General features: G+C 67.4%; 15 protein-coding genes. 13 read left to right on the top strand and 2 right to left on the bottom strand.

Going from position 1 to position 16,538, the window contains the following annotated elements; genetic code table 11:
* The first annotated feature begins 38 nt into the window (after positions 1-38).
* The 9 genes from J7J08_RS06080 (at position 39) to J7J08_RS06040 (ending at position 8,968) form a co-directional block, all read left to right on the top strand.
* Complete coding sequence (locus J7J08_RS06080) at positions 39-668, top strand: ParA family protein (RefSeq protein ID WP_214902670.1); 630 nt, start codon at positions 39-41, stop codon at positions 666-668.
* 16 nt (positions 669-684) lie between these two features.
* Positions 685-1,161 carry a histidine phosphatase family protein gene (locus tag J7J08_RS06075; RefSeq protein WP_214902668.1) on the top strand — a complete coding sequence of 159 codons (477 nt, stop codon included), beginning with the start codon at positions 685-687 and terminating at the stop codon, positions 1,159-1,161.
* Between the two features lie 129 nt (positions 1,162-1,290).
* Positions 1,291-1,776, top strand: a complete 486-nt coding sequence (locus tag J7J08_RS06070; protein WP_214903086.1) for a YceI family protein — start codon at positions 1,291-1,293, stop codon at positions 1,774-1,776.
* Positions 1,773-3,860 (top strand): phospholipase D family protein, encoded by a 2,088-nt coding sequence (locus tag J7J08_RS06065; RefSeq protein ID WP_214902666.1) that lies wholly within the window; start codon positions 1,773-1,775, stop codon positions 3,858-3,860. The genes J7J08_RS06070 and J7J08_RS06065 overlap by 4 nt, the downstream gene beginning before the upstream one ends.
* Positions 3,861-3,888: 28 nt before the next feature.
* Positions 3,889-4,326, top strand: a complete 438-nt coding sequence (locus tag J7J08_RS06060) for a hotdog fold thioesterase (protein WP_214902664.1) — start codon at positions 3,889-3,891, stop codon at positions 4,324-4,326.
* A 73-nt stretch (positions 4,327-4,399) separates the two neighbouring features.
* Entirely contained in the window at positions 4,400-5,191 is a 792-nt protein-coding gene (locus tag J7J08_RS06055) for a lysophospholipid acyltransferase family protein (protein ID WP_214902662.1), read from the top strand.
* A 28-nt stretch (positions 5,192-5,219) separates the two neighbouring features.
* Positions 5,220-6,209 carry an alpha/beta fold hydrolase gene (locus tag J7J08_RS06050; protein ID WP_214903081.1) on the top strand — a complete coding sequence of 330 codons (990 nt, stop codon included), beginning with the start codon at positions 5,220-5,222 and terminating at the stop codon, positions 6,207-6,209.
* A gap of 64 nt (positions 6,210-6,273) precedes the next feature.
* Positions 6,274-8,343, top strand: coding sequence for a tetratricopeptide repeat protein (locus J7J08_RS06045; RefSeq protein WP_214902660.1), 2,070 nt, complete (start codon positions 6,274-6,276; stop codon positions 8,341-8,343).
* 13 nt (positions 8,344-8,356) lie between these two features.
* On the top strand, positions 8,357-8,968 hold the full coding sequence (locus J7J08_RS06040) for a YbhB/YbcL family Raf kinase inhibitor-like protein (protein ID WP_214902658.1): 612 nt from the start codon (positions 8,357-8,359) through the stop codon (positions 8,966-8,968).
* 180 nt (positions 8,969-9,148) lie between these two features.
* Here the strand turns inward: J7J08_RS06040 and J7J08_RS06035 are convergent, their stop codons facing one another.
* Positions 9,149-9,988, bottom strand: a complete 840-nt coding sequence (locus J7J08_RS06035; RefSeq protein WP_251006460.1) for an META and DUF4377 domain-containing protein — start codon at positions 9,986-9,988, stop codon at positions 9,149-9,151.
* Positions 9,989-10,059: 71 nt separating this feature from the next.
* Positions 10,060-10,854, bottom strand: a complete 795-nt coding sequence (locus J7J08_RS06030; RefSeq protein ID WP_214902655.1) for an undecaprenyl-diphosphate phosphatase — start codon at positions 10,852-10,854, stop codon at positions 10,060-10,062.
* A 240-nt stretch (positions 10,855-11,094) separates the two neighbouring features.
* On the opposite strand from J7J08_RS06030, the gene glnA reads away from it, so the two are divergent.
* From glnA to J7J08_RS06010, 4 genes are all read left to right on the top strand, one after another.
* On the top strand, positions 11,095-12,504 hold the full coding sequence (gene glnA, locus J7J08_RS06025; protein WP_214902654.1) for a type I glutamate--ammonia ligase: 1,410 nt from the start codon (positions 11,095-11,097) through the stop codon (positions 12,502-12,504).
* A gap of 189 nt (positions 12,505-12,693) precedes the next feature.
* Positions 12,694-13,032 (top strand): P-II family nitrogen regulator, encoded by a 339-nt coding sequence (locus tag J7J08_RS06020; protein WP_214902652.1) that lies wholly within the window; start codon positions 12,694-12,696, stop codon positions 13,030-13,032.
* Between the two features lie 18 nt (positions 13,033-13,050).
* Positions 13,051-14,487, top strand: coding sequence for an ammonium transporter (amt, locus tag J7J08_RS06015; protein ID WP_214902650.1), 1,437 nt, complete (start codon positions 13,051-13,053; stop codon positions 14,485-14,487).
* Positions 14,488-14,828: 341 nt separating this feature from the next.
* Positions 14,829-16,502 carry a ShlB/FhaC/HecB family hemolysin secretion/activation protein gene (locus J7J08_RS06010; protein ID WP_214903078.1) on the top strand — a complete coding sequence of 558 codons (1,674 nt, stop codon included), beginning with the start codon at positions 14,829-14,831 and terminating at the stop codon, positions 16,500-16,502.
* The last annotated feature ends 36 nt before the right edge of the window (positions 16,503-16,538 follow it).

Here is a 16,538-nt window from a genome sequence, read left to right as displayed (position 1 = left end):
TGTACGCTCGGGACACGTTCCCTGGAAGCGAGGCTGGCATGAAGACGATCCTGGTAGCCGGTTCCAAGGGTGGGGTGGGTAAATCCACCATTGCCACCCACCTGGCGGCGCAGGCCGCCCTGGCCGGCAAACGGACCGTACTGGCCGACGCCGACCCCCAAGGCTCCAGCACCCGCTGGGCCGAACGCCGTGCCGGGCTGGAAAGCGCGGTGCTGCCCATCGATGCCAGCGGCAAGCACCCGCTGAAGAACGTGCCCGCTGATACCGAGGTGCTGGTCATCGACGCCCCCGCCGGGGCCCGGGCCGGGGACCTGGAAGCCTTCCTGGACGTGGCCGACGCCGTGGTGGTACCGGTATTGCCCTCGGCGCTGGACATCGAAGCCATCGTCGGCTTCCTCAACAGCCTGTCCAAGGTGCCGCGCGTGCACAAACGCAAGCTGCCGGTGGGGCTGGTGCTCAACCGCACCAAGCCGTGGACCCAGACCTCCCGCCAGGCCGAGCAGATGCTGGAGGAATGGCCATACCCGGTCGTTGCCAAGCTGCGCGATACCCAGGGCTACGTGGTCATGACCGGCCTGGGCCGAAGCCTGTTCGATTACCGCTCCGCGCAGGTGCGCGAGCACCAGAGTGACTGGGAGCCACTGTTGAAGTGGTTGAAGATTGCCTGAGCCAGAAGAGAGCCTTATGCGAGAACTGATCCTGCTGCGCCACGCCCATGCCGAACCTGCAAGCACCGGCCAGGAAGACCTGGACCGGCCCCTGTCACCGGTCGGGCTGGCCGAAGCCGAAGCCGCCGGCAAGTGGCTGAAGGAAAACAATCTGTCGCCGGACTGCGTGTTGTGCTCACCGGCGCGCCGTACCCGCGAGACGCTGGAGGCGGTGCTGGGGGTTATCGGGTACGCCGAACAGAAGCTGGAGGATGGCGTCTACGACGCGACCCCGGGCACCCTTGCCCGCCTTATAGATGACAGGCGGGACGTCGAACGCCTGCTTGTCGTGGGCCACAACCCCGGTCTGGAGCAGCTGGTACCGCTCCTGGCCGAAGGCTCCAGCAGCGAAGTCCGCGGCATGGCCCCTGGCGGTATCGCCGTCCTCTCCTTCGAGGGCGACGCGCCCATCGAACCCGGCTCGGCCACATTGACCCAGTTCTGGTGGCCGTAAACCGTGACAGCAGTACCTACCCTGTTGTGCTGTCTGCTCGGGCTGGCGGCGGGGGCGGCGCGTGCCGAACCCCCGGTGCCGGTCCTGCCCCCGGCCCACGCCGCACCCAGGCAGGTGCTGGAGCTGGACATGGCGCGCTCCCGCCTTGGTTTCGAGATCCGCACCCGGCTGGGCCAGCGCATCGAAGGGGTGTTCCCCCGCTTTGAAGGCCGCATCGAGGTGCTGTCCGACGGCCGCCACCAGGTCCACCTGCGCATGTTCACCGGCTACGTGGAGATTCCCGGCAAGGAGCGTTACACCGGCTGGATGCGTGGCGAGGAGTTCTTCGACGCGGGCCGCTACCCGGTGGTGGAGTTCGATTCGGTGCCCTACGAGCCACAACTGGCCGAAAGGGGCGGCGGCATCCATGGCCGGCTGATCCTGCGCGGGGTGTCCCACCCCGAGACCCTGCAGGTCGAACCGGCGTCCTGCCTCCGGGCCGGGTATGATTGCGACGTGGTCAGCCGCGGTACCGTCCAGCGTGGCCGGTATGGAATGGACAGCTGGCAGCTAGCCCTGAGTGATCGAGTGACTTTCGTCTTGCGTGCGCGTCTCAACGAGGCGCCGAAACCGTGAATCCATTGTTGCGCGTAGGGGTGCTGGCAATCCTGTTGCTGGGCAGTGGCTGTGCGTCGCTGTCCAACGCACAGCGCGAGCGCGCGGCCGGGATCGCGGCGCAGGCGCGCTCCCATACCGTGGATTGCGACAAGCCCGACCGCTGCGCGCTCGATTCGCCGCTGCGCGCATTGGGTGGGCAGGCCTTCAGCGAATCCACCGAAGACGCCCCGCGCCATTACGCCACCATCCTGGACGAGGGCGAAACCGCACTGGTGGCGCGCATCAACCTGATCCGCAGCGCCACCCGCAGCATCGACCTGCAGACCTACATCTTCGACAAGGACGACAGCGCCCGGCTGGTGCTGGACGAACTGCTGGCGGCTGCCCGGCGCGGGGTCAAGGTGCGGGTGCTGATCGACCAGCTCTCGGCAATCTCCGACCTGGAGATCCTGGCCGCGTTGGCCAGCAGCCACCAGAATTTCGAGCTGCGCGTGTACAACCCGACCTTCGGCAAGGCGCGGCTGAACTACGCCGATTACGCCGGCAGCGTGATCTGCTGCTTCCGCCGCTTCAACCAGCGCATGCACAACAAGCTGCTGGTGATCGACGATGCGCTGGGCGTGGTGGGCGGGCGCAACTACCAGGACGACTATTACGACTGGGACAGCGAGTACAACTTCCGCGACCGCGACGTGCTGCTGGCCGGCCCCGAAGCGCGCGGCATGGCGGCCAACTTCGATGCGTTCTGGCACGCACAGCGCAGCGTGCCGGCCGAACGCCTGAACGATGTCGGCCGCACCCTGCTCAAGCAGGGCGCCCCTGCGATGCCGCCGGCCGACTACCGCCGCCCCGCACGGGTGGAGCAGGTCATCGATGAAGCCGTCGACCCGGCCTACATCCAGCGCATGTTCGTCGATACCGCACTGCCGGTGTCTTCGGTGCGTTACGTGGCCGACCTGCCGCGCAAGCACCGCCGCGAGCGCGCCAGCCAGCCGGCCAACGGCCAGCACGTGACCGAACCGCAGCTGGATCTGCTGATTGCCGGCGCGCAGAGCGAGGTGCTGCTGCAGACCCCATACCTGGTGCTGTCCAAGCCGGCGCGCAAGTTGTTCGAGGCACTGCGCAAGCGCGAGCAGCCGCCGCGCATCGTAGTCTCCACCAACAGCCTGGCCGCCACCGACAACCCGATCGTCTACGCGCTGTCTTACAAGTACAAACGCCGCAACCTGCGCGAGCTGGGCTTCAACATCTACGAGTTCAAGCCGTTCCCGCTGGATGCGCCGGTGGATTACCGCAACCTGGTGCCGGCCCCGCTGGGCGTAGCGCCAAGCGATGGCGATGGCCGCCGCAGCAGCCTGCTGGGCGGCAGCGCGGCCGGCAGCAATGCGCGCGGCAGTGGCAGCAGCCGTCGCGCAGCCGACAGCGATCCGGAGGCAGACACCGGGATCGACACCGCCAGCGCCGACGTCGACGTTGACGCCAGCGACCGCCGCCAACCCACCCCGGGCCCGGCCGCGCGCAGGCGCCCCGATGGCAGCGTGGTCGAACGCCGCGTGCTGCGTGCTGAAACCCGGCCCTCGTTCCTGGGCACCCAGGCCGTGAACAAACCGCTGCCGGTCACCCGCAGCGGCGCGCGCATGGGCCTGCACGCCAAGTCCCTGGTAGTGGACCGCCGCATCGGCGTGATCGGCACCCACAACTTCGACCCGCGCAGCGAGAACTACAATACCGAAGGCGCGGTGATCATCGATGACCCGGCGTTTGCCGAAGCGCTGGCACAGAGCATCCTGCGCGACATCCACCCCAGGAACTCCTGGGTAGTGGCGCCGCGGACCAAGCCACCGGTGCTGTCGGGCCTGAACTACAGCGTGGGCAAGGCTTCCGAGGCGCTGCCCGTGCTCGATTTCTGGCCGTGGCGCTACGCCACCGACTACGAATTCCAGCCCGGCCCGGGCTGCCCCGAGCCGCTGCGCCGCCAGGACCCGGACTTCCACACCTGCTACACGGCAGTGGGCGATTTCCCCGAGGTCAACGTCGGCCCGAAGTGGCTGCTGGTGCGCATGCTCACCGCGTTCGGTGCCGGCCTGGTGCCCATCCTGTAATTCCCCTTTCGTTCCACGGAGGCGCTGCATGTCCCAGGTATTCCGCGAGCCGGTCTCGATCGAGTCGCTCAATGCGCTCAGCCGCAATACGCTCATCGAACACCTCGGCATCGTCTTTACCGCCGCCGGTGACGACTGGGTCCAGGCGACCATGTCGGTCGACGCGCGCACCCGCCAGCCCTACGGCATCCTGCATGGTGGGGCGTCGGTGGTGCTGGCCGAAACCTTGGGCAGCAGTGCCGGCAACCTGTGCGTGGATATCCGCGAACAGGTCTGCGTGGGCCTGGAGATCAACGCCAACCACATCCGCGCCCAGCGCGCTGGCACGGTCACCGGCACCGCCCGGGCCGTGCACGTAGGCCGCAGCACCCACGTGTGGGACATCCGCATCGAAGACGAGGCCGGCAAGCTGGTCTGCACCTCGCGGCTGACCCTGGCCGTGGTCCCGGCGGTTCGCCCGGGCTGAGTGGCGCCATGCCGTGGACGCTGTGTTGCGCCGGCCGCTGGCAGACCCTGCAGCGCTCGGGTATCGTGCGCGGATGACTTCCCCCCCTTCGGCCTCGCGTGGCGGCGTGGCGCGCGTATGCCGTTACCTGTACCGCGTTCCCCTGCTGCTGATCCACCTGTTGCTGTTCCTGCCGCTGCTCCTGATCGGCATGCTGCCGCCGTGGGGAAACCTGCGCGTGGGTGGTCGTACGCTTGAGCACCTGCTGGTGAATGCCTGGTCGGGTGGGTTGATGTGGATCTTCGGCTTCCGCCTGCACCGCATCGGCACGCCGTTGCCGGGCGCGGTGCTGTTCGTGGCCAACCATGTGAGCTGGGTGGACATATCCATGCTGCACAGCCAGCGCATGATGGGCTTCGTGGCAAAGCGCGAAATCGCCGGTTGGCCGGTGGTGGGCTGGCTGGCCGCGCGCGGGCAGACCATCTTCCACCAGCGCGGCAGCACCGAATCGCTCGGTGGGGTCATGCAGGTCATGGTCGAGCGCCTGCAGGAAGGCAAGGCCGTGGGCGTGTTCCCGGAAGGGCGCACCCGCGGTGGCCATGAAGTGGGCCCGTTCCACGCGCGCATCTTCCAGGCGGCGGTGGAAACCCAGGTCCCGGTGCAGCCGGTCGCGCTGCGCTACGGCGTGCGCGGCGACGCGCAGACCGTGGTGGCGTTCGGCGACCGCGAAAGCTTCTTCGCCAACTTCCTTCGCCTGCTGGGAGAACCGGCACGGCGGGCCGAGGTACATTTCCTTGCGCCCATTGGCACCCATGATCTGGAAGGCCGTCGACGCATCGCGGAAACCTCGCGCGCGCGCATCGTGGCGGCCATGAACGCCGGCTAGCGCGATGGCGCCCTTTCACGCGCCCATGTTGACCGCTGCCGACTACTGTCCGCCGCGTTGGCTGCGCAACCCGCACCTGCAGTCGATGCTCAGCTCCAGCCGCATGCGCATGCAGCGCGGCCTGGTGCTGCTGGCCGCTACCGGCGCGGTCACCGAAGAGCTGATCCTGGACGGCGGCGAAGGCGTGCGCCTGCAGGGCTGGCACAGCCGCATCGAAGGCCGTGAACCGGTCGGCATGGCGCTGCTGCTGCATGGCTGGGAAGGTAGTTCCGAATCCAGCTACATGCGCATGACCGCCGCGCGCATGCTCGAGGCCGGTTACGACGTGGTGCGGCTGAACTTCCGCGACCACGGCAACACCCACCACCTCAATCCCGGCATTTTCCACTCCAACCGCATCGACGAAGTGGTGCAGGCGGCCGGCGACATCGCCCGGCGCTGGCCGCAGCTGCCGCTGGTGGCCGCCGGTTATTCGCTGGGCGGCAACTTCGTGCTGCGCCTGGCGTTGCGCGCGCCATCGGCCGGCGTGCCGCTGCGCCGGGTGGCCTCGGTCTGCCCGGTGCTGGACCCGGCGATCACCATGGAAAGCATCGAAAACGGCCCGGCGATGTACGACTGGTACTTCCGCCGCAAGTGGGCCGGTTCGCTGCGCCGCAAGCGCGACCTGTTCCCGGAACTGAGCGACTGGGACGACCGCGTGTTGAAGCTGGATATCCGCGCGCTGACCGCCTGGCTGGTCGAACACCACACCGAATTCGGCACCCTGCAGGCGTACTTCGACGGCTATTCCATCGCCGGCGATCGCCTGGCCGGGCTGGAAGTGCCGGCCGACATCCTGATGGCACAGGACGACCCGGTCATTCCCTATGCCACCTTCAACGGCTGGCGCCTGCCGGCCCATGCCCAGCTGGAGATCGCCCCGTGGGGCGGTCACTGCGGGTTCCTGGAAAACTGGCGGGGCGATGGCTTCTCCGAACGCTGGGTGGCCCAGCGGCTGAGTCTGGAAGCGCTGCGCTGATCGCCGGTCCGGCGCGTCGGCGCGGGTGTTCTACAATCAGGGTTTGACCCCAAGCCGGACCGTCATGCAAGACACGATTATCCAAGCCCTGCGCCGCAACGCAGCGGAAGAAGCCGCGCAGCTGGCGCGCGAATGGATCCAGGCCGAGCCGGAGCAGCCGCAGGCGCACCGCTGGCTGGCCTTGGCCCTGCAGCAGCAGGGCCAGTACGACAGCGCCCTGGAAAGCCTGCAGCGTGGGCTCGCACTGGCTCCGGACAGCGCCGAACTGCACCTGCAGCACGCCGGCCTGCTGCTGGCGCTGCGCCAGTTCGACGCCGCCAACACCGCGCTGGACCGCACCGCCGAGCTCAACCCCAACGAACTGTCGGCCTACCTGATGCAGGCCCACCTGGCGTTGTCGCGCAACGACGTGGACGAGGCCGAGCGGATCACCCGCACCGCCAACCGGGTCGAGGAAGACAACCCCGAAGTGGTTGCGCTGCAGGGCATGATCGCGCTGCGCCGAAACGATGCCGAGCGCGCGCTGGCGCTGCTGTCGGCCGCCAGCCAGGCGCTGCCCAACGACCCGCGCATCCTGTACACCCTGGGCTTTGCCTACCTGGGCAAGGACATGCTGGCTTTTGCCGAGCAGGCCTTCCGCCGCGTGCTCGAACTCAATCCCGGCATCACCTCGCTGCAAGGCCTGCTGATCCAGCTCGCACTGCGCCAGGGCAACACCGAAAGCGCAGCGGCCACGTTGAACCAGGTGCTGTCCCAGCCGGAAACCGATACCCCGGCCATGCGCCGTCTGGCCGGCGAGTTGGCCCTGCAGGCGGGCCAACCGCTGCAGGCACTGGAGCACCTGCTGCCGGTGCTGGAACAGTGGCCGGCCGATCGCCAGACCCTGCAGCTGCTGCTGATGGCCTGGCAGCGCCTGGGCCGCGAAGCGCAGGCCCGCGAGACCCTGGACGCCGCCCTGGCCACCCACCCGCGGGAACACAACCTGTGGCTGGCCCGTTTGTCGATCGACCCGGTCGGCGGCGCCGATGCCGCGGCCGTGGCCGATCGCTGGATCGAAGCGATGCCGGACCACATGGCCGCGCTGGAAACGCGCATGCGCGTGCACGACATGGCCGACGAGCCCGACGCGGCCGAGGCCATCGCTCGCCGCATCATCGCCCTTGAGCCGGGCCGGGCGAGCGGCGAAACGCTGCTGGTCGATACACTGCTGGCACGAGACCCCGCCGCCGCCGTAGCGCATGTCGAACAGCTTGTCCTGCGGGCCCCACCCGAAGCGCAGCCAGGGCTGCGGGCGTGGTTGGGCTCGGTGCAGGACCGTGCCGCACAACCCGAAGCCGCGCTCGCCACCTGGACGAGCCTGCATGCCAGCGAGGCGCCCAATCGCCTGCCGCTGCCGCCGCAGGCCAAGGCGCCGCTGAGCTGGCCGGACCTGGGCGAGGTCGCCGCAGGCACCAGTGCCCGCCCCATGTTCGTGTGGGGCGCACCCGGTTCGGGTGTCGAACGCGTGATCGCGGCCATTGCCGCCGCCAGCCAAGTGCTGCGCGGCGACCGCTTCGGGGCCAACCCGCCCGATGACGCCTTCCAGAGCTACCACGCGCTGCAGGACCTTTCGACCGGCAAGCTGACCCCGGAGGCACTGATCGCACAATGGCGCGGGCAGCTGCCGGCGCGTGGCCTGGCCGACGCCAACGTGATCGACTGGCTGCTGTGGTGGGACAACGCGCTGCTGTGGGCGCTGCGCCCGCAGCTGCCTGAAGGCCGCCTGCTGCTGGCCCTGCGCGACCCGCGCGACATGCTGCTGGAATGGCTGGCACACGGTGCGCCGGCCCCGTTTGCGGTGACCTCGGTCAATGAAGCGGCCGAATGGCTGGCGCGCGCACTGACCCAGATCGCCACGTTGCACGAGCAGGACCTGTACCCGCACGCGCTGGTGCGCCTCGACGAGATCGGCAACGACCCGGTGGCGATGGCCGAGCACCTTGGCGGTCTGTTCGGGGTGAGTTTCCCGCCCGCGCAGACCCTGGGTCCGGCACGGTTCCCGGCCGGCTACTGGCGCCAGTACAACAGCATCATGGCCGCCGCGTTCGCCCAGCTCACCCCGGTCGCCGTGCGGCTTGGCTACCCGGAAGCGTAAGGAGAAGGTTGCAATGAAACTTACCAGCACCGGCCTGCGCAACGGCGCACCGATCCCCGCCACCTTCGCCGCCGGCGATGCCAACGGCTTTGCCGCCAACCGCAATCCGCCGCTGGCATGGAGCGAGGTGCCCGAAGGCACCCGCTCGTTCGCCCTGCTGTGCATCGACCCGGATGTGCCGACCGTGCCGGAAACGGTCGGTCGCAGTGACTGCGTCGTGCCCTCCGAGCAGCCGCGCGCGGACTTCACCCACTGGGCGATGGCCGACATTCCCGGCGACCTGCGCGCCATCGCCGAAGGCAGCTGCAGCGATGGCTTCACCGCCAAGGGCAAGCCGAAGCCGGCCGGTCCGGCAGGGGGGCGACAGGGCTTGAACGATTTCACCGGCTGGTTTGCCGGCAATCCGGACATGGCCGGGCAGTACCTGGGCTATGACGGCCCGTACCCACCGTTCAACGACGAGCGCGTGCACCGTTATTTCTTCCGGCTGTTCGCCCTGGACGTGGACAAGCTGGAACTGCCGACGCCGTTCACCGCCGCTGATGTGCATAAGGCCATGCACGGCCATGTGCTCGCCGAAGCAGCGTTGCATGGCACCTACACGTTGAATCCGGCGTTGGCGTGATCCAGCATCCGGAGGGCCGGCCAACGGCCGGCGCTACCGGACCACGGTAATCGCCAGAATGCCGGAAACGGTAATCGCCGGGATGCTGGAAACGGTAATCGCCGGAATGCCGGAAAACGATGATCGCGCGGCGCGCGATCATCGGTAGCGCCGGCCGTTGGCCGGCCCACGCAATGTCGGTTACTTCACGATCTCCGACTCCACCACCATATCCAGCACATACGCCTTCGACGACGCATCCGCCGGCGGATTGGCCACGTTGAAGCGCTTCACCCGCAACACATTGCGCGTGCCGGCTTCGTGGGTATAGCCCTCGATCACGTCGTAGAAGTTCTCGAACTCACCCGGCGTACCCTGCTTGAGCCCCTTCTCATCGAACTGGATCTCGCGCGTCTGCAGGCACTGCTTGTCGCGGATCATCGGGTGCGGGCACGGCCTGGTCTGCGCGGCCACTTCAATGAACACCGTTTCGCCCGGGCCGCCGAAGCGGGTTTCGGCCGTGGGCTGCGGGCTGAACACCAGCACGTCGCCGCTGGCGGTGCGCAGGGTCAGCTGGCCCTCGGTGCCCAGCTCGGTCTTCAGCGCGCCTTCCAGCCGCGAGCCCGCCGCCTGGTCCAGCGCCATCAGCGCCTTGTCGGTGCAGGCCATCATGGTCGAGGCCATCGGCGAAACGGTGAGGGTGCCATCGGCCAGGGTGTAGCCGCCGCCCATCCGGTTGCAGGTATTGCTGACCGCCAGGCGGCCATCGATGAAGTCCAGCGTGACCGGCTTGTCGGCGCGCGCGAACAGCGCATCGATGCGCTTGCCAGCGCTGTCGGTGGCGCTGTCGAGCACCCAATGGTTGCCCTGCAGGCGCTGCACGTCCAGTTGCGCGGCGGCCTTCTGGTCGGCTGCGGCGGTCGGGGCCGGTGCCAGGTCGTCGCGGCCGGGCCCGGCGGGTGCCTCGCTGGAAGCGGGGTTGCTGCACGCCGCCAACAGGGCCAGCGGCAGGATCAGCATCAGGGTGCGGGTACGTTTCATGGACATCTCCTTGGGAACCCGGGGAATAACGCCGCAGCGCCCCCGGTGGGGTTGCAGCGGCGGTTGGCCGTTCAGTTGCCGGCAGGCAGGAACAGCAGCAGGCCTGCGCCCAGCGCGATCCGGTAGAACGCAAAGGCGGTGAAGCGGTGCGCCTTGATATAGCCCAGCAGCCACTTCACTACGACGAAGCCGGTGATGACGGCGGCAACGAAGGCCACGCCCACGTCGGTCCAGTTCTCGCTGGCCAGTTTGCCGCCCTTGGCCAGTTCCAGGAACGCGTAGCCACTGGCGGCGAACATGGTGGGAATGCCCACCAGGAACACGAATTCAGTCGCGGCCGCGCGCCGGCTCAGGCCGAACAGCATGGCGATGAAGATCGCCGCCGCCGAACGCGAGGTACCCGGGAACACGCCCGCCACCACCTGGGCCAGGCCGACCAGCACCGCCACTTTCCAGGTCACCTCGTCGCGGTCGGGCAGCCTGGCGGTACGCATCTCCACCAGGATCATCCAGATACCGCCGATGATCAGCGCCCAGGCCACCGGGGTCACCGTTTCGGGCAGTTCCCAGCCGGCCAGCCGCACCGGCAGGCCGACCACGGCGGTGACCAGGAACGCGGTGCCCAGCTTGAGTACGTAATCGCGGTTGGCGCGGTCGTGCAGGCCGGTGGCCAGCGACCACAGGCGCTGGCGGAACACCAGGGTGATGGCCAGGATCGCACCGGCCTGGATCACGATGTTGAAGAAGTCCGAGCGTGCGCCCAGCCAGTGCTGGGCGATCAGCAGGTGGCCCGTGCTGGAAATCGGCAGGAATTCGGTAAGGCCTTCAAGGATGCCCAACAACAGGGCGGAGAGCAGGTCGGACATCGGCAGGCAATAACTCGGGCTGGAAATGGGTGGCCGGGCTGTGCCCGGCTGGCACCGATCATAAAACATCACGCGCCGCACCAAATGTGTGCACGGTGCGGCTGTTGCACCGCAATGGTGCGCCTCGTTCAGCGCCCATCCGGGTGCGCGCCGTGTGAAATCAACCACTTGTGCGCCGCAAAAAGTTGGCACGGGGATTGCTCTATCCCCACAGGCAATCACCCATCTGAGGTTTCACCGATGTCCGTGGAAAACGTTGAGAAGCTGATCAAGGACAACCAGATCGAGTTCATCGACCTGCGTTTCGTCGACATGCGCGGTATCGAGCAGCACGTCACCTTCCCGGTCAGCATCGTGGAACCGTCGCTGTTTGAAGAAGGCAAGATGTTCGACGGCAGCTCGATCGCCGGCTGGAAGGGCATCAATGAATCGGACATGGTCCTGCTGCCCGACCCGGCCAGCGCCTACATCGATCCGTTCTACGCCGACCCGACCCTGGTGATCAGCTGCGACATCCTCGATCCGGCCACCATGCAGCCGTACGGCCGTTGCCCGCGCGGCATCGCCAAGCGCGCCGAAGCCTACCTGAAGTCCTCCGGCATCGCCGAGCAGGCCTTCTTCGGCCCGGAGCCGGAGTTCTTCATCTTTGATTCGGTCCGTTTCGCCAACGACATGGGCAACACCTTCTTCAAGATCGATTCGGAAGAAGCGGCGTGGAGCACCGGCGACAAGTTCGACGGCGCCAACAGCGGCTACCGTCCGGCAGTGAAGGGCGGTTACTTCCCGGTTCCGCCGACCGACTCGCTGCACGACCTGCGTGCTGAAATGTGCAAGACGCTGGAACAGGTCGGCATCGAAGTCGAAGTGCAGCACCACGAAGTGGCCACCGCCGGCCAGTGCGAAATCGGCACCAAGTTCAGCACCCTGGTGCAGAAGGCCGACGAACTGCTGCGCATGAAGCACGTCATCAAGAACGTTGCCCACCGCAACGGCAAGACCGCCACCTTCATGCCCAAGCCGATCGTCGGCGACAACGGCAGCGGCATGCACGTGCACCAGTCGCTGTCCAAGGGCGGCACCAACCTGTTCTCCGGCGACGGCTACGGCGGCCTGAGCCAGCTGGCGCTGTGGTACATCGGCGGCATCTTCAAGCACGCCAAGGCCATCAACGCCTTCGCCAACGCAGGCACCAACAGCTACAAGCGCCTGGTGCCGGGCTTCGAAGCCCCGGTCATGCTGGCCTATTCCGCCCGCAACCGCTCGGCCTCGTGCCGCATTCCGTGGGTGTCCAACCCGAAGGCGCGCCGCATTGAAATGCGCTTCCCCGATCCGATCCAGTCCGGCTACCTGACCTTCACCGTGCTGATGATGGCTGGCCTGGACGGCATCAAGAACCAGATCGACCCGGGCGCGCCGAGCGACAAGGACCTGTACGACCTGCCGCCGGAAGAAGAGAAGCTGATTCCGCAGGTGTGCTCCAGCCTGGACCAGGCCCTGGAAGCGCTGGACAAGGACCGTGAGTTCCTCAAGGCCGGTGGCGTGATGACCGACGACTTCATCGATGGCTACATCGCGCTGAAGATGCAGGAAGTCACCCGCTTCCGCGCCGCCACGCACCCGCTCGAGTACCAGATGTACTACGCCAACTGAGCAACAGGTGGCGATGCCGAAGGACTTCCCTCCCACCTTCGTCATCGCCACCGCTTCTGCAGCACCGCGCCAAGGCTGGGGAGCCACCACGCGGTTGAGCCGATCTCTGGTCGGCTGCGAGTGGCCGCCGGTTGACCTGACACCGGCCTGCATTTCCGGGCCGGTTCCATCCACCATCGGGACATGCGCATGAAACTGATCTCCGCCATCATCCGGCCGTTCAAGCTCGACGAGGTCCGCGAGGCCCTCTCCGATGCAGGCGTGTCGGGCATCACCGTGACCGAAGTAAAAGGTTTCGGGCGCCAGAAGGGCCATACCGAGCTGTATCGCGGCGCGGAGTACGTCGTGGATTTCCTGCCCAAGATCAAGATCGAAACCGTGGTGACCGACGAACGCCTGGACGCCGTGGTTGAAGCGATCCAGAGCGCCGCCGGCACCGGCAAGATCGGCGACGGCAAGATCTTCGTCACCGCCGTCGAACAGGTCATCCGCATCCGCACCGGCGAATTCGGCGCGGACGCGCTCTAACCCCACTCGGAGCCCACAATGAAGACTTCCTTGTTCACCGGGTGGCAAGCCCGGTTCCACGCGGTGTGCCTGTTGATGTTGTTCAGCGCGTTGGCCGTGGGTGCCTTCTCCGGCACCGCGCATGCCCAGGCCCAGGTCAGCCCGGCGCCGTCGGAAACGGTGGCGGTTGAACCGCTGCCCACGCCGGAAACCGCCGCGCCTGCGCCGGCAGTGGCCGAAGCAGAGGCCGCCCCCGCGTACGACCGCGGCGATGTCGCCTGGATGCTCACCTCCACCCTGCTGGTGTTGCTGATGGTGGTGCCGGGCCTTGCGCTGTTCTACGGCGGCCTGGTTCGCTCCAAAAACGTGCTCTCGGTGCTCAGCCAGATCGTGGTGGTGTTCTCGCTGGTGCTGATGCTGTGGGTGGCCTACGGCTACAGCGCGGTGTTCAGCGAAGGCAACCCGTTCTTCGGCTCGTTCACCCAGTTCGCCTTCCTCAAGGGCTTCACCCCGGATTCGGTCGGCAACACCCCGATCCAGGGCCTGCCGGATTATTTGTTCGTCGCCTTCCAGTCCACCTTCGCCGGCATCACCACCGCGCTGATCGTCGGCGCGTTCGCCGAACGCATCAAGTTCAAGGCGGTGCTGTTGTTCTCGGCGCTGTGGTTCACCCTCAGCTACATCCCGATGGCCCACATCGTGTGGGGCGGCGGTTTCCTCGGCGCGATGGGCGCGATCGACTTCGCTGGTGGCACCGTGGTGCACATCAACGCGGGCGTGGCCGGTCTTGTTGCCGCGTACTTTGTCGGCAAGCGCATCGGTTACGGCCAGACCGCACTGAAGCCGCACAACGTGCCGTTCACCTACATCGGCGCGATGCTGTTGTGGGTGGGCTGGTTCGGCTTCAACGCCGGCTCGGCCGCCGCTGCCGACACCGTGGCCTCGCTGGCCTTCATCAACACCCTCCTCGCCACCGCCGCAGCGGTGCTGGGCTGGACGTTGGTCGAAGCAGTGAGCAAGGGCAAGCCGTCGGCGCTGGGCGCAGCGTCCGGTGCGGTTGCCGGCCTGGTCGGCATCACCCCGGCCTGCGGCACCGTCGGCCCGCTGGGGGCGATCGTGATCGGTCTGGTCACCGGCGCGGTCTGCGTGTGGGGCGTCACCGGTCTCAAGCGCCTGCTCAAGGTCGATGACACCGCCGATGTGTTCGGTGTGCATGGCGTGGGCGGCATCGTCGGCGCCCTGCTCACCGGTGTGTTCAGCGCGCAGTCGCTGGGCGGCACCAAGGCGGACCTCGATATTGGCCACCAGGTATGGGTGCAGCTGGTCAGCGTTGGCTTCACCATCGTGTGGTGCGCCGTGGTCACCGTGGTCATCCTGCTGGTGGTGCGCCTGGTGTTCGGCCTGCGGGTGACCGAGGAAGCCGAGCGTACCGGCCTGGATGTCACCTCGCATGGTGAATCGGCGTACGAGGTCTGATCGGCATCACACTTTTCCGCGCTTCTGCCTCTGCCGTAGCGGACACTGACGCTTGACCTCACTGCCGGCGGCCCCAGGGCCGCCGGCTTTTTCTTGCCCCGAGGCCCGGTTCGCCAAGCCGGGTAATGGGCTGGATCTGAGTCACACTTTCGCCCCGAAGCTGCTCATGAGGTCCTGCACATTGTCGTGTTGGGCACTGTTTCGTAGCTTGCCATTCCCTTAATGTTCTCCGTCGGCAGCCACGTTGGTCGGCGCATGCCAGGGATTCTTTCTCAAGGAAGAGCGAACAAGTGCAACACAAACGTTTCGAACGCAGCCATGCGCTGCGCTGGCGGTTGGCCATGGCTGCTGCCATCGCCTGCATGCCCGTCGCCGTGGGCGCACAGGTGGCCACGCCATCGGACCAGGAGCTGCTGCGCCAGCAGGAGCGCGAGCGGGTCCTGCGCGAGCAGCAGGAAACCACCACCGACGTGCGCTTGCAGGCCGCGCCGGAGGAAGCGGTGGGACGCCTGCCCGTCGACGAATCGCCCTGCTTCACCATCAACCGCATCGCGCTCGACGGCGAACTGGCCGAACGCTTTCGCTGGGCGCTGAAGGCCGCCGACCCCAAGCATGATCCGGCCAGCGGCCGCTGCCTGGGCACCGGCGGGGTGGACATCGTGATGAAGCGCGTGCAGAACGTCATCATTGCGCGCGGCTTCGTCACCACCCGTATCCTCGCCGCCCCGCAGGACCTCAAGACCGGCACCTTGACCCTCACCGTGGTGCCCGGCCGCATCCATGCGCTGCGCTTTGCCAATGGCGAAGGCCGCACACCCGCGCTGTGGAACGCACTGTCGGTGGGTTCCGGCGACCTGCTCAACCTGCGCGACATCGAACAGGCGCTGGAAAACCTGCAGCGCGTGCCCACTGCCTCGGTCGACATCCAGATCGCGCCGCCGCAGGACAGCGCCCAGGCAAGGCCCGGCGAAAGCGACCTGGTGATCAGCTGGAGCCAGCGTTCTCCGGCGCGCCTGAACCTGACCCTGGACGACGCCGGCAGCACCTCCACCGGCAAGCTGCAGGCCGGCGCCACGCTGTCGCTGGACAACCTGGCCGGCCTGAGCGACCTGTTCTACTTCAACGCAGGCAAGTCGGTGCTCAACGGCAGCGCCCGCGGCACCGACAGCTGGGCCGCGCACTACAGCGTGCCGATGGGCTGGTGGCTGCTGGGTGCCAACGCCAGCGAGTACGACTACCAGCAGACCGTGGCCGGCGCGTTCGAAACCTACGAGTACAGCGGCTCCAGCCGCAATGCCGAACTGCGCCTCACGCGCATGCTGTTCCGCAATGCGCACGCCAAAACCAGCATGCATGCGCGCGGCTGGTACCGCGAATCGGACAACTTCATCGATGACACCGAAATTCTGGTGCAGCGCCGCCGCATGGCCGGCTGGGAACTGGGCCTGGCCCATCGCCATTTCATCGGCAGGGCCACCGTGGACGCGAACCTGGCCTACCGTCGCGGCACCGGCGCGTTTGGCGCGCTGCAGGCGCCCGAAGAGGGCTTCGGCGAAGGCACTGCGCACGGCAGGATATTCACTGCCGACGCGCAGCTGACCGTGCCGATGCAATGGGGAAAACAGGCGCTGCGCTACACCGGCAGCTGGCGCGCGCAGTGGAATCGCTCGCGGCTGGTGCCGCAGGACCGCTTCTCCATCGGTGGCCGCTACACCGTGCGCGGCTTCGACGGGGAAGTCTCGCTCACCGGCGAGCGCGGCTGGCTGTTGCGCAACGAACTGGCGTTCGCGCTCGGCGGCAGCGTCGAAAGCTATGTGGCCGTCGACCATGGCAAGGTCAGCGGCCCGTCCACTCAATGGCTGCTGGGCGACCGCCTGACCGGCATGGCGCTGGGCCTGCGCGGCGGCACCCGCCACCTGCAATGGGAAGGTTTCGTGGGCAGCCCGCTGCACAAGCCCGATGGCTTCCAGACCGCCTACACCACCTTTGGCATGAACCTCGGCGTGTCGTTCTAACGCCAGCTGCAAGGCCGCGCGCGCCTGCCGGGTGCA

Source organism: Stenotrophomonas sp. ISL-67 (assembly GCF_018612915.1).
In the GTDB taxonomy this organism is placed as follows: Bacteria; Pseudomonadota; Gammaproteobacteria; order Xanthomonadales; family Xanthomonadaceae; genus Stenotrophomonas.
Note: the sequence above shows the minus strand (reverse complement) of the source record. Positions and strands in the feature narration are given on the sequence as shown.

Excerpts from the sequence above, each read along its gene's own strand:
- J7J08_RS06080 (WP_214902670.1), top strand. The coding sequence starts at position 39 with ATGAAGACGATCCTGGTAGCCGGTTCCAAGGGTGGGGTGGGTAAATCC.
- J7J08_RS06075 (WP_214902668.1), top strand. The coding sequence starts at position 685 with ATGCGAGAACTGATCCTGCTGCGCCACGCCCATGCCGAACCTGCAAGC.
- J7J08_RS06070 (WP_214903086.1), top strand. The coding sequence starts at position 1,291 with ATGGCGCGCTCCCGCCTTGGTTTCGAGATCCGCACCCGGCTGGGCCAG.
- J7J08_RS06060 (WP_214902664.1), top strand. The coding sequence starts at position 3,889 with ATGTCCCAGGTATTCCGCGAGCCGGTCTCGATCGAGTCGCTCAATGCG.
- J7J08_RS06055 (WP_214902662.1), top strand. The coding sequence starts at position 4,400 with ATGACTTCCCCCCCTTCGGCCTCGCGTGGCGGCGTGGCGCGCGTATGC.
- J7J08_RS06045 (WP_214902660.1), top strand. The coding sequence starts at position 6,274 with ATGCAAGACACGATTATCCAAGCCCTGCGCCGCAACGCAGCGGAAGAA.
- J7J08_RS06040 (WP_214902658.1), top strand. The coding sequence starts at position 8,357 with ATGAAACTTACCAGCACCGGCCTGCGCAACGGCGCACCGATCCCCGCC.
- J7J08_RS06035 (WP_251006460.1), bottom strand. The coding sequence starts at position 9,988 with ATGAAACGTACCCGCACCCTGATGCTGATCCTGCCGCTGGCCCTGTTG.
- J7J08_RS06030 (WP_214902655.1), bottom strand. The coding sequence starts at position 10,854 with ATGTCCGACCTGCTCTCCGCCCTGTTGTTGGGCATCCTTGAAGGCCTT.
- glnA (WP_214902654.1), top strand. The coding sequence starts at position 11,095 with ATGTCCGTGGAAAACGTTGAGAAGCTGATCAAGGACAACCAGATCGAG.
- J7J08_RS06020 (WP_214902652.1), top strand. The coding sequence starts at position 12,694 with ATGAAACTGATCTCCGCCATCATCCGGCCGTTCAAGCTCGACGAGGTC.
- amt (WP_214902650.1), top strand. The coding sequence starts at position 13,051 with ATGAAGACTTCCTTGTTCACCGGGTGGCAAGCCCGGTTCCACGCGGTG.
- J7J08_RS06010 (WP_214903078.1), top strand. The coding sequence starts at position 14,829 with ATGGCTGCTGCCATCGCCTGCATGCCCGTCGCCGTGGGCGCACAGGTG.